At 31.3% G+C, this 14,853-nt stretch carries 9 protein-coding genes; all 9 read right to left on the bottom strand.

Annotated features, from left to right (window positions below; genetic code table 11):
* Positions 1-294 precede the first annotated feature (294 nt).
* On the bottom strand, positions 295-1,680 hold the full coding sequence (locus N4A57_RS07335) for a hypothetical protein (RefSeq protein WP_293657203.1): 1,386 nt from the start codon (positions 1,678-1,680) through the stop codon (positions 295-297).
* Between the two features lie 278 nt (positions 1,681-1,958).
* Entirely contained in the window at positions 1,959-3,293 is a 1,335-nt protein-coding gene (locus tag N4A57_RS07330; protein ID WP_293657201.1) for a sigma-54-dependent transcriptional regulator, read from the bottom strand.
* A 4-nt stretch (positions 3,294-3,297) separates the two neighbouring features.
* On the bottom strand, positions 3,298-5,454 hold the full coding sequence (locus N4A57_RS07325; protein WP_293657199.1) for an ATP-binding protein: 2,157 nt from the start codon (positions 5,452-5,454) through the stop codon (positions 3,298-3,300).
* Positions 5,455-5,591: 137 nt separating this feature from the next.
* Positions 5,592-7,538: an ATP-dependent zinc metalloprotease FtsH gene (gene ftsH / locus N4A57_RS07320; protein WP_293657198.1), complete on the bottom strand. Its 1,947-nt coding sequence runs from the start codon at positions 7,536-7,538 to the stop codon at positions 5,592-5,594.
* A gap of 103 nt (positions 7,539-7,641) precedes the next feature.
* Complete coding sequence (gene tilS, locus N4A57_RS07315; RefSeq protein WP_293657196.1) at positions 7,642-9,024, bottom strand: tRNA lysidine(34) synthetase TilS; 1,383 nt, start codon at positions 9,022-9,024, stop codon at positions 7,642-7,644.
* A 44-nt stretch (positions 9,025-9,068) separates the two neighbouring features.
* Entirely contained in the window at positions 9,069-9,947 is an 879-nt protein-coding gene (locus N4A57_RS07310; RefSeq protein ID WP_293657194.1) for a protein kinase domain-containing protein, read from the bottom strand.
* Between the two features lie 301 nt (positions 9,948-10,248).
* On the bottom strand, positions 10,249-10,968 hold the full coding sequence (locus N4A57_RS07305; RefSeq protein WP_293657192.1) for a vWA domain-containing protein: 720 nt from the start codon (positions 10,966-10,968) through the stop codon (positions 10,249-10,251).
* 123 nt (positions 10,969-11,091) lie between these two features.
* Positions 11,092-13,473: a stage II sporulation protein E gene (gene spoIIE / locus N4A57_RS07300; RefSeq protein WP_293657191.1), complete on the bottom strand. Its 2,382-nt coding sequence runs from the start codon at positions 13,471-13,473 to the stop codon at positions 11,092-11,094.
* A gap of 290 nt (positions 13,474-13,763) precedes the next feature.
* Entirely contained in the window at positions 13,764-14,744 is a 981-nt protein-coding gene (locus N4A57_RS07295) for an asparaginase (RefSeq protein WP_293657190.1), read from the bottom strand.
* Positions 14,745-14,853 lie beyond the last annotated feature (109 nt).

Genomic DNA, 14,853 nt, shown 5'->3' with positions numbered 1-14,853 from the left:
GCATCGCTGGTCTACCCATGATTAGGACTCCTTTTCTTATACTATAGATATCTATAATATAAGTTTTTGGAGAAAAAAATTTTATATTCAGTATAAAGCAATTTTAAAACCAATAAATCTATATAGATTTCTTGGTTTTAACGAAAGACGACTAGCGATTAACGGCTAACCAAATCCAACAAACCCTTTGATTGCCAAAAACATTTTTGTATAAAGCTAATTTATCATTACCAAATCTATATGTGTTTAATTAAGTAATTCCACATAAGTTAAACTTATGTGGAATTAAATCTATTACATTGGTAAGTTGTGTAAAACAATAGTGAATATAACCATTCCTAATAATGCAAATGGATAAGTTGCTCCATATCCTGCTGCTGGATCATCACTTCCAACTGCATCTATGGCAGCTCCAAGTCCAGGAGTAGAAGTCATACCACCACAAATCGCTCCCGATAACATAACCCAGTTAATCTTAAATACATATCTTCCTATGAAGAAACCTATACACATAGCTACAACACCTACAACTAAAGATACTGCTGCTAAGAATGCTCCACCATGAGTTAGGGCATAGAATACTTTAAATCCATATCTAAGTCCTACAATAGCTAGGAAGAATGCAAGGGCTACCTGTCTTACAACACCTAATATTTTATTATTCATTCTAAAGTTTATAAATCCTATTTTTCCAATATGTCCCAATACCAAAGAACCTACTAATACTCCCCCAGTTGAACCTAAACCAAACCAACCTAATGGCCCTAGGTATATTTTAAACTTACCTATTGTATATCCTACAAAACAAGCTAGAGCAAAACCAATTAAATCAAAAGGCACTTCTTCAATCTCTTTACCTGCGGCAACTTCCGCCTTTGCCTTTGCAAATTCTTCTCTAAGTTGTTTTTGTTCTTTTTCCACATTAATACCAAAGATTTTAGGGAAGAAGTTAACAGCTAATATAACTATGATAACACCAAATGGATATCCAATGGCATGACCTACACCTATACCTGCTTCTGCACTAGTTATGAACTGTTGTGTTAATTCTGGTGTTAATTCTGGTGTGTTTTGTGCATTTAATTCTCCAGATGGGTCTATTATTTTTAGTACCTTATTTTTCTCTACATCTGTCATTTCTGAATATATTTCTGCCTTATGAGTTGCATGTCCCTTAGCCGTTTCTATGGCAGCGGCCAAACCAGGAGACGAAGTTAATGCTCCCGTATATACTCCAGATATTTCATATGGAGTAGAATCAGAACCTAAGCTAGACCCTACTAAAGTCATTCCATAAGTTGCAGTTGCACCTAAAAAGGTAATTATAAATCCTAATAAAACAAACTTAGCGCCATATTTCTTAAGAACTGTACCCATGTCCTTAGCGGCTAAAAGTCCCACTGCTGCAACGAATAAAATTAAGAATAAAAAGAAAAAATCCTTACTTACAACACCAGCCTTAATAAGCTTTTGAGCCGCTTTAAAACCTACTTCTCCTTCACCTATATTCTTAGCATAACCAAGGGCCCACGACCCTATTAAGAGGCCTGAAAATAGTGTTCCTGAAACTCCAAAGTTAAATTTTCCAAACTTGATTTTACCAAACAATAATCCCGTAAATACTGATATAAACATAAGTATAAATGGATTGGTTAACCAGGCAACTACATCAAATTTCATTATGACTTCCCCCTTTATTTTTGTTAAATATTTGTTAATTCTTTTTCAATATCCTTACGTTGATTATATAAATGCAAGTTTCATTCCAAAACTTGCATGTTTGAAAACGTTTTTTCAACTATTTTTAGGAGTTTATCTGTAAATAGTACGACAAAAAGCATAACAAATATTTTTTTACAAAATTTGGTTTGTTAATATTATAACAGACCCCTGGAAGATTGTCAAAAATGTATCATTATTTACCACTTACCAGTGGTAACTGGTAAATATTTTACCACCTATTTTCTTATACTATATTTTTCTATTTTTCTTCTCAAAGTTATTCTAGATATGCCCAAGGCTTGAGCTGTCTTGGTTATATTCCATTTATTTTTCCTCAAGACCCTACTTATAGTTTCCATTTCCACATGTTCCAAATTCATTCCCTTAATAGCTGGAGTATTTTCAACGCTATGATGACTTATAACATTTTGGGGCAAGTCTTCCACTTCTATGAAGTCATTTTCCTGAAAAATCATAATTCTCTCAATAAAGTTCTTTAATTCACGGACATTTCCCTTCCATTCGTAGTTTATACATATGTCTAAAGCTTCTGGACACATACCTAATACATTTTTATCCAGTTTATTATTATAACTGTTTATAAAGTACCCTATTAAATCTTTAACGTCTTCCTTTCTCTCCCTTAAGGGTTTTAAATTTATAGGAATGATATTTAATCTATAGTATAAATCCTCCCTAAAGTTCCCCTTTTTAATTTCTTCTAATAAATTTTTATTAGTTGCGGCTATTATATTAGCAGCAAAACACTTTTCCTTCGTACTACCTAGACTCCTAAACTTCTTTTCTTGCAATACTCTTAAAAGTTTAGCTTGTAATAATATATCCATATCTCCAATTTCATCTAAAAATAAAGTTCCACCATTGGCTTCTTCTATAAGTCCACTCTTATGATTTTTAGCATCAGAAAAGGCACCCTTTTCATAACCAAACAACTCACTTTCTTGAAGACTTTTTGGTATGGCAGCACAATTTAGAGCAATATAAGCCTTATCCTTTCTAATTCCATTAAAGTGAATAGATTTAGCCACCACCTCTTTTCCCGTACCGCTTTCTCCTTGTATTAGTATGAAAGTATCGTGGGGAATATTAGATACCTTTTTAATTACGGCCTTAACCTTCATAGTATATTCACTATTTCCAACTAGACTTATACCATTTTTATTATCCTCTTTGGATAACTCTCTAGATTTTTTTATATATTTTATGTTATCTTCTATGGTTTTCTTTATTTCTTGAATATTAAATGGCTTTGTAAAATAATCATTAGCACCTAACTTCATAGCTTCTACTGCTAATTTCACTTCACTTATATAGGTAATCATTATTATTATGCACTTCTTATTTTTCCTCCTAATTTTTTCCAGGACCTTTAAGCCACTTATCCCCCCTAAGTTTATATCTACTATTAATATATCTGGTTTATGTTTTTCAAATAGCTTTATACCTTCTTCTCCAGATGATGCTGAGTATATTTTGTCTGTAAAAGTTTTCAATCCAAGACTTAAGGATAATCTAATACTTTTTTCATCATCAATTATTAATATTTTCATAATCTTACTCCCCTTTAAAATCAAGTATAAACTCTGTATATTTTCCTTCTTCACTATTTACAGTTATACTACCTCCATTTTCTACGACTATATTATGAACCACATATAATCCAAGGCCATTGCCCTCCTCCTTAGTGGTAAATAGAGGATTAAATACTTTATCTATCATTTCTTTTTTTATACCATTTCCATTATCTCGAATTACTATTTCCACATGATTATTTCCTTTAGGCCCTACCTTCACATGGATAATTCCATATTCCCCTACTGCCTGTATACTATTTTTCAGTATATTTACAATAACCTGCCTAATTCCCATAGGATCTATTTTTATATTAGGAATATTAGGTGATATTTCCTCTATTATACGTATCATTTTATATTTAATTTGAGAATTTAATATGTTAAGGGCACTATTAATAATATGATACACATTAGCCTCCACCCTCTCATTTTTACTAATTCTAGTAAAGTCTAAAAAGTTAATAACCATAGTGTTTAAAACATCAACTTCATCGTTTAAAGCACTAATTATGTCTTCCCTAACATTTTCATCCTCTATATTCTCCCTTAAAACTTCTAATAAATTAGTCATTCCAGCTAGTGGATTTCCTATTTCATGGATTATGGCAGAGGATAATTGTCCCATAGTCTCTAATCTATCTTTTATTTTAAGCTCCTTTTCTAATAGCTTTATTCTCGTTAAATCCCTTAATATACATACTATACTCACAATTCCTTCTTCCTTATCTAGGACAGGAGATATGACCACATCTACAGGAATTTCTTTATTGTGTATATTATTTATTACAAATTGTCCTTCTGTAGTTTTTTTATTCTTTAGATCTATGATTTCTTCAGATAGTCCTAACAGTTTTAATAACTCATCACTAGATTTATCTATTATTTCTTCACTTTTTATTCCCGTAATATTTTGAGCCACCCTATTAAAAATTGCAATGTGGCCACAGTCATTTATAACAATTATTCCACTACCTGCACTTTTTAATATGTTATCTAAGTATTTCCTCAAATTCTTTTCCCTTTTATGCATTAGTTTAAGAGCCACTATTTTCTTATAAAGTTCTATAGCCATATTCCTAAAGGATATTTCTAGTTCCCTTATTTCACTATTATTATTCAATTCAATATCCTTTGTGTTTAAAACTCCCTTATCTATATTATCACTAATTTTTCTAGTGTAATTGACCAGATCCTTTATGGGCCTTACAATGCTATTAGCAAGGGAAATACTGAGGATTAATATTAAGCTTAAAATAACTAATAGATAGGAAAGAAATTTACTTTTGATCACATTTATTTCATCTAATATGGATTTCTCATCCTTTTCAACTATGATCATGCCATTATAATTTTTTATTTTATTAAAGGATATATACACATTACTAAAATCCTTCCTATAAAGACCTGTGCCCTTTTCATATTTTCCTGCTAATTCCTTTAAATCTATAGTTTTTCCATCTATACCTACATTTCTCTTTAAATACATTTTTTCATATACATTATCATGGGGACTTACTAAAACCTTAGTATCCGTATCTATCACATATATATGTCCATCATATATTCCATAAGCCTTATTAACAATATTTTTTATAGCTCTTAAGGGTACTCCCCCTCCTATTATTCCTTTTACCTCATTAGTTATAGGGTCCATTATAGGTACGGCTATCATAATATGGGGTTGCTTTACAATACTCCCCACAAATACTTTACTTATGTAACTACTTTTTTCTTTCATTACATAATTATAATAATCCCTATCCACATAACTTCTTTCATATATTATGTCATTATGGGGTTTACTATATAGTATTTTCCCTTCTGGGGACATGAAAATTATAACATCAATCCAATGGTACCCTATATATGCCTTATCTATCTCTCTTTTCACATTATCCATATCATTAACATTCACATTCCTAGCTAAATACTCTATAACACCCTTTGCATCAGATAAATATTGAGATACTTGGTCTGATGTGGTATTACTTATAGTTTCATTTTTATCTATTATTTGTTGTCTAATCTTTTTTGTAAACAAACCATAGGATACAAATGCCGTTAGTACTATGGATATTAATGCTAACACTATTATTATTGTTGGTATCTTTAACTTTAAACTTCTAATAAAAACCACATCCCTCCACATACTATTTTACATCACTTTGTGGCTATATTCTATATAATCACATTATATAGAATATTTATTCATTTCATCATGCTATTTTTATTTACTATAATAAAAAGGCCTCCTTTTTAAAGGAGACCAATTTATTATTCTTCATTATTCTTATCTTCGTCAATTTTAACTTCATCATCAATTTTTATTTCATCGTCAATTTTAATTTCTTCCGTATCTAATTTCATTTCATCTGCTACCACTTCTCTGTTTACTTTATTTAAACTTATTTTATTTCCATTAAAAAGTTCATCAAACTCTTCTGCATTTAATGTTTCAACTTCAAGTAAAGTTTCTGCTATTAAATAAAGTTTTTCCATGTTATCAGTTAAAATTTGCTCTGCTCTTTCATATCCCACATCTATAATTCTTCTTATTTCAGCGTCTATCTTAGAAGCAACTTCTTCAGAGTAATTGCTCTTTGAAGAGAAATCTCTTCCTAAGAATACTTCTTCATCACTATTATAACTAATTGGACCTAGGGCATCACTCATACCATATTTAGTTACCATGGCTCTAGCTATGGATGTAGCCCTTTCTATGTCATTACTAGCTCCCGTACTAATATCATCTAAAACTAATTTTTCAGCCATTCTACCACCAAGTAGACTTACAATTCTTTCTTCCATCTCACTCTTAGTAGTATAAGACTTTTCTTCCTTAGGTAGATACATGGTAAATCCACCAGCTCTGCCCCTTGGGATTATAGTTACTTGGTGTACTGGATCAGAATTTGGAAGCATTTTAGATACTAAAGCATGGCCGGCTTCATGGAATGCTGTAAGCTTCTTATCCTTTTCCGTAATAACTTTACTCTTTTTCTCTGGCCCTGCAATAACCTTAGTTATGGCTTCTTCCACAATAGGCATTTCAATTGTCTTTTTATTAGCTCTAGCAGATAAAAGGGCTGCTTCATTCATTAGATTTTCTATATCTGCTGGAGTAAATCCAGGTGTTCTTTTTGCTAAGACTTTTAAATCCACATCATCTGCAAGGGGTTTATTTCTAGCATGAACTTTTAGTATGGCCTCTCTACCCTTAACATCAGGAACTCCAACCATTACTTGACGGTCAAATCTACCTGGTCTTAAAAGGGCTGGGTCTAATATGTCCGGTCTATTTGTAGCCGCAATTATTATTATTCCCTCATTTACACCAAATCCATCCATTTCTACTAATAATTGATTTAATGTTTGTTCTCTCTCATCGTGTCCACCACCAAGACCTGCTCCCCTTTTTCTACCTACAGCATCTATCTCATCAATAAATACTATACAAGGAGATTCTTTTTTGGCCTGTTCGAATAAATCTCTAACGCGAGAAGCACCAACACCTACAAACATTTCAACAAAGTCAGAACCACTTATACTAAAAAATGGAACTCCAGCTTCTCCTGCCGTTGCACGAGAAAGATATGTTTTTCCTGTTCCTGGAGGTCCAACCATAAGGATTCCCTTTGGTATTCTAGCTCCTAGTTCTATATATTTTCTAGGATTTTTAAGGAAATCTACAACTTCTTGTAACTCTTCCTTTTCTTCTTCTAGGCCTGCCACATCATCAAATGTAACTTTCTTATGTTCATCTTCCTTATGAAGTTTTGCACGACTTTTACCAAATGACATGACACGACTTCCGCCACCTTGAGATTGCTGCATAAATATGAACCAAAATGCTCCAAATATTAAAATCATAAATATGGTCGGAAGTATTTCAAAGAACCATGGAGTTTTTGCAGGAGGTTGTGCAGTAACCTTTAACTTACCTGCTTTTATTTTAGGAAGTATATATTCTTGCACCAATGCTTCTGATTTCATTACAGAAGGTATATATGTTTCAAAAGGCTCATTCCCTTTTAGTGTTCCACTTACGTTATTTTCCACAATATCAATTTCAGATATATTTCCCTTTTGAAGCTCTACTATAAAGTCTGATATCCCTATCTTTAATCTTTCTTGTGTCGGCTGACCATAAAACTGCACAATCAAGATTATTACTACGAATATTAGAATGTAAAAGCTAGCTCCCTTAAAAAACTTCTTCAACAGAAGCCCTCCCTTCTATTATTTCACTATACATTCCTTAATTTTATCATATTTTTAAATTTTTAAAAAGGATTCCTTTAGTAAAGATATATTATATAAAGATCTATTTCCCTTTTGTATAACTTACTTTGAGAATTTTTCCAGTATTTCTCTTTATCTTATGTAAATTACTTCTCCTATAACCTATTACCCATAATATTTCATCACCACTTACTAGTATGGGAATTTCACTTCTTTCATCCTTTGGAATTTTTTCGTCTATGAAATAATCCTTTAACTTTTTCGTACCTTTAAGGCCTAATGGTTTGAATTTATCTCCATTACGCCTATTCCTAATAAATAATTCTTTAATTTCATCAAAATCAAAGTACATATTATATTTACCATTATCAGAAGAATTATATTCATCCATATTTACAATTTCTCCATAAATATATCCATTTAATTCTTCTATATAAACTTTCTTTCCTATTTCCATAGTATACAGGAAGTCTTTATTCTTAGAATTTTCTCTTTTTTTAACAACTATTTTTTCATACTTTACTAGGGATATGAGGTTTTTAGGTAGATCTATAGAACTTCCACTCCTAGCACGCTCTATAAACTTTATTAAATCTTCCACATGCTTTTTTTCTATATTTTTCAAATCATTACATATGTATAATATACATTCCCTTATTATTCTACTTTGAATGGCCTTATGGCATTTATTAAATTCTAGCCTATCTATTATTACTTTACCCACTTCTTCTTTTATTACCCTATTATAAGATTCTTTCACACATTCATTTAAAAATTTTTTATCTTCTTTTATTAACTCTGATGTTCTAAATAGGGTTTCTTTTATATTTTTATTAAAATGTTCACTTATATATGGAATCAATTCTAATCTTATTCTATTTCTAGTATATATGGATTCTAAATTAGTTTTATCTATTCGTGGGTTCAATTCATTTATTTGGCAATACTTTTCTATTTCTTTTCTTCTAATATTTAAAATGGGCCTAATTATTTCATCCCTTTTATAATCCATAGCACAAAGACCTTCTATTCCACTGCCACGCATAAATCTCATAAGCATGGTCTCTGCTTGATCATCTAAATTTTGAGCTACAGCAATTTTATTTCCCCCCACCTTTTTCAAAACTTCATAAAAGTATTTGTATCTTAACTCTCTGCCTCCCTCTTCAAAGCTTATACCCTTATTTTTACTGTATTCTTCCACATTTTCACTATATATATAGGACGGAATTTCTAATTTTTTACAAAATTCACTAACATATTGGGCATCTTCATCTGCTGCCTTTCCCCTATATTTATGATTCAAATGAACTCCATATATTTGAATATTATACTTTTCTTTAATTTTAAAAAGTAAGTGTAACAAAGAAATAGAGTCAGGGCCTCCTGATACTCCAACTACTATTTTTTCATTAACTTGGATTAAATTATGTTCTTCAATAGTTTGCAAAAACTTCTCTATCATACTTTCTATCCTCACTCCATATATATTGTAGTATTTCTATATAATCAGTCCAAAACCCTTTTTAAATTCAGGATTAATACACTTAAAAAAAATACGATACTAGATATTAACATATAATTAACAACCCTGTCTATTTTAAATTTTATTTTTTTCATTCTAGCTATTTTATAATTATTCTCTAAAGACTTCACTACCTTTAAGAAATCCTTAAGACTAATATTCCCATCTAATCCATCCCCTAATAATTTCAATTGGGCCTTACCCATGCCTACATTTTTACATTTCCTAATTAATAGGTCTGCCTTTCCCACTCCTTTTTTGAAATCTTTTTTCAAAATCATATTAATAATAAGCAAGGTGAGACTAAACAAATCATAACTTTCCTCAGCCTTCCTAATACCTTTATTAAATTTACTTCTATCGTACAATAGGGTAAATTCCCTTATACTCTCCCCCTTTTTACTCACTCCACCCATATCTATAATCTTTACTTTATTATCATCCGTAATTATTACATTTTCACCCTTTAAATCTCCATAGATATATTTTTTCCCATGTATATGTTCTAAAAAAGAGCCTATTTCCCAACCTATCTTCCATATATGCCCTTCATCAAATTTATTTTCCTTTATATATTCTTTTATATTCTTACCACTAAACAAATCCATTACTATGAAATAATACACCTTATTTCTTATCTGAAAATCATCCATATCATAAACCTTTGGAGTATAATAACTTTTCAATTCATTTAAGAATTTATGCTCCCTAGTTATGGAATTTATATTCTTTGTTATCTTTAATGCTTTTATATTTTTATCCTCATCCACAACCTTATAGACAGCACCAATCCCCCCTTGTCCTATCTTTTCTATTACCCTATATATTTTTTTATTCCATTTTCCCTTTATAACCTTAATCATAACTTCACCCGCATAAAAACTAAACTCTCAATTCACAATTTGAGAGTTTAAATATTTTAGTCTATTTAATAGATTTCGTAACGCTAGGCTTTCTTTATACAGTAACTTGCCTACGAAGGTAAATATATTGAAAATTTTTGGAATTGAGGAACGTCACAACATCCTATGCTAGCTCAACATGACTCATGAACCTATCTACGAAGATTCACACTTTCGCTTGTGACAAGGACTGGGGTGGAAAAAATTTTCAATATATTTACCTGAAGTAGGCTCATATAAAGTTGGTTTATAAATGCGAAATCTACACTATATTATCTCGAAGAAAACCCTCTTCTACTATTTCTTCCTTTTTATCCTCCATAAGCCTTACTGCACCCTTTATGGCCATAGCCGTAGGGGTAGTTCCTCCACATTTTAACTCATTTACTTTTTTCTTTACTAAATCTAAATCACTAGTAAAATCACATATAACCTTATAATATTCATCCCCATGGGGAAATCCTATTAGGGCAACTTCACTTTTTCCAACTCTACCTATCAAACTATCTATCAAATCCAAGATGCTTTCCTTTCCCTTATCCATCCTATGAACCATACTTGAACTACAGTCCATCAAAATACAGCATTTTAATGATATATTCTCAGATAGTTTATCCACATAATCTACAATTTTACTTCTGTCTTTAGGACTTATGCCATTCATATTAGTCCCTAATATTTCTTGTAATTCCTCGTTAACCACATTGTGTATAGTCATATTCATAGTCTTTTGAGTCATAACACACATGGTTCTTCCTAACTTTTCTATAGTAGACCTTTCCCACATGCCTCCACCTGCATTGGCTATATTCTCAATCTCTAACAAGGACTTTTCATTAGATTCGTTGGCCTTTATTATTCCAATAGCATTAACTACTATGCCTTTTTCCTTCGCCAATTTAGATTCATATACAGGATCTCCACCTATATTAGACTTCCCATCTGTAGCTATTATAATTTGTTTTATCCATGTATCCTTCATAAATACACCTCCCCTTTAACATAAGTAATTTCCATTTTTTTCATATGTTATACTTTCAGAGGCCTATAAATTTTAACAAAAAAAATCTTTGGACTTTTCGTCATATCCAAAGATTTTTCTAACCTATGCGCACTTATTAGGAGACCACATTTTAGATACTAAAACGGTCATATCATCCTTTATTTCATTATCATACTTAACTATAGCCTCATCTAATAATTTATCTGCTATGTCCTGAGGATTTCTACTCTTGTTATTTTTCAAGAAATCTAATACCCATCCTTCCTTATCCGCATCACTAATACCATCTGACATCATTATTACAAAATCACCCTCATCTAATTTATATCCAAAGGTTTCTATATCCACATTATTCAAAATTCCTATTGGCAATGAAGTTGACTTTATAGGCTCCACCTCCCCATTTTTCCTTTTGATATAGCTAGATGCTGCTCCTATCTTTACAAATTCAACTTTCCCCGTATATAAATCCACCATGGATAAATCCATAGTAGAAAATATCTCATCAGAGGATTTTAATACTAATATGGAGTTTATGGTCTTTATGGCTAAATCCTTTTCAAAACCAGCTCCCATGAGCTGTTCTAATATGTTTATAGTTACTTTACTCTCTTTATTAGCTTTCTCACCAGAACCCATACCGTCACTAAGGGCTATCATATGTTTACCATCTTCTAGATCTAAGAAGGAATAATTATCTCCACAAATCCACCTATTATCTTTAGCAACCCTAGCTACTCCCGTGGCTATCCTATACTTGTGAGCCTCTTCTAAAACAAATACACATTTATCATCACCCATATTACACATACGCTTTTTGCACACCAAGTCCTTTCCGACCACGTTAGACACTAGGCCAATTATTTTTTCTTCGCATTGGCCTCTACCATAACATGTCCTTTTTTGAATTTCTATTTCAAATTTATTTTCCTTCTCTAAAACATTTATTTTGTCCACCTGAATTTGAGCTTTATCAAAGGCCACGTATAACGCATCTTCCACATGGGTTAAAAAATTTACATTGTTATTCATATCCTCAGCCAAATTATTAAATATTTCAGATATGCCTTCAAATTGTTCTCCTACTAGCCTTCTATTTTCTAAATTCTTTTTCTCCCAATGATAATTTAATTTCCATATCTCAAATCGATCTCGTATGGATTGAGTTAATAATTCTACCTTAATACATCTTTTCTTTAATATTTCAGGAACTTTACTGTTTTTTAGTACCCCTTCACTTTCTAATAGGGAAATACTCTCTACCACTCCATTGTACATGGAATAAAAATTATTTTGCCAACAACTTCTGCACATACCACAATCAGAACATACTTTACCAGCCACCTCATCTACCATCCTAGAAACTTCCTCGTTATCTATTTTCCTCTCCTTATCTGCTATATTCTTATATGTGGACGCCAAATCTAGGAAGGCACTTGAGTATTCTTTTAATTTTTTCACACCTATATTCTTTATCTTTTCACTATACAAGCTATCCTCTGTAGTATTAGATCCCACAAAATTCTTTGTATACTCTAATAAGGACTTAGGCATAAACAAAAACATTATAAAGGCAATTATCATTTCCTCATGCTGTATGAATACTTCTGTAGTTCCATTAACATAGAATGTAAGTATTATATTTCCAAGAAGCATCCCCACTATGGATGCCCATTTACCTAAATCCTTAAAAATACCAGATAAAAGTCCACAAAATCCGTATATACCCACTATATAAGGTGCATCCACACTAGACATACTAGTAATAATTCCTATGGTTATACCCGTACTAGCTCCAATACTGGCTCCCCCATTATATGCAAATAATATAACTATTAATATTCCAAACATATTTTTAATTTCATAACTTCCAATAAATAAATCCGAAAGGCCAGAAATAATAACAGCTACGAAAATAGCCATACATACTACTTCTTCGTTAGATAATATACTTCTATTAGATCTTTTTAGAAGAACTGGTACACAATAGTAGACTATATAAGTAAATACAAAGACCACTAAAGCCTCAAATGATAACATTAACATATCGTATAGATATAGCCCGTTTAAATAAATATATATACTTCCTGATATTAAAATACTTACAGAGGATATGATTCCTATAACATGGGCCTTATAATTTATCCTTTTCATGTAGTAAAAAACAGAATACGCTATTATCATTCCAAACATATATTTTCCAATATTAAAATCCATTCCAGTACTAGTTATACCTCCTAAAACAGACACGGCCAAATATATATTTTTTCTATTTTGGCTAACTAAAAAACCAAATAATGCAATGCCAAATGGAGCTAGTCCACCTAATATATGAGCTCGTCCCAATAAAAAAGCTCCTATTATGAAAAGGATCACATCTTTCCTATAAAACTCTTTTAATATATCCGAATTTTCATACTTAAAAACAGAATCTGTAGTATCTACATATTGACCTTCATATGAAAAAGCATCGTATTTTTCCATCCAATCACCGCCTTTGATTTGTTAGTGCAAATTATATCACGTAGAAATTTAAATAATTTGTCAACTTAGGTAAGGTCCATATAAAGAAATTTTAGACATATACTGATTATATTTAACAGAGTTTTTTTATTTTACTTTCTTTTTAGATAAAAAATAAAACCATGCTCCATTTTGAGCATAGTTTTCATTGTCATTCTTTGACTATATTAAAATTTTTATGGAATATTTTTTTTATTTTGTCATATGATCTATCTTTTTCTAACAAAATCCTTTTTATATTAGAAATTTCTTTACTTATAACGATCCTTTTCAAATATTTCTTTTATATTTTCTTTAGAAGCAAGGGCAAGCATAAGTTTTATTCTAGCCTTTTGACCCGGAAGACTTCCTCCAAATATAACTCCCGCTTCACGTAACTCTCTACCTGCTCCCTCATATCCATAAGTATCTAGGACCCTTCCCATATGGCATCTTGAAACCATCACTATTTTTACACCCTTTTTAATGGCATATTTAACTCCTTCTACCATTAAAGGGGGAATATTTCCCCTTCCCATAGCTTCTAGTACAATACCCTTAGTTCCTGTATCAACACAATATTTTATCAATTTTGAGTCCATACCTACTGCTGTTTTTATTAAATCTACTCGACTTTCAACAGAGTCCGTTTCTATATAAGTATGCTTAGTAATATGTCTATAAAATATCACTTCATCGTTATCTACTATTCCTAAAGGTCCAAATTCTGGTGATTTAAAAGTATCTAATGTTAAAGTATGAGTTTTAGTCACTTCATTTGCTGCATTAACTTCATTATTCATAACTACCAAAACACCTTTATTTTTTGCTTCTTCACTAATAACCGTACATATGGCTGCCGAAATATTACTAGCCCCATCATAACCAAGCTCCGAATTACTTCTCATGGCTCCTACAACAATGATTGGCTTGTACGTATTAATAGATAAATCTAGAAAATAGGCTGTTTCCTCTAAAGAATCTGTTCCGTGGGTTACTACTACTCCTGTTATATCTTCCCTTGCCACCAATCTCTTTACTAATTTTGATAATTCCAACATTTTTTCAGGAGACATATGTGGTCCAGGTATTCTAGCAAGCTCTATTGGCTCTATATCTGCATACTTATCTATATTCGTCACCATGGACATGATTTGTTCTCCAGATAAAGCAGGAATTGCCGCTGATATTTTAGGATCTATTTTCATAGATATGGTTCCACCAGTAAATACAATAGCTACTTTTTTTCTCATTAATATCCTCCTCTATATACTTTTAAAGTGTCTATCCTTATTTTACTATATAATCAATTTATTTCTATTAATTTGTCCCAGTTCTTTAATTTGTTAAGAAATCAGTATT

Origin of the sequence: Anaeromicrobium sp., from assembly GCF_025210435.1 — a bacterium.
Classification (GTDB): Bacteria; Bacillota; Clostridia; order Peptostreptococcales; family Thermotaleaceae; genus Anaeromicrobium.
Note: the sequence above shows the minus strand (reverse complement) of the source record. Positions and strands in the feature narration are given on the sequence as shown.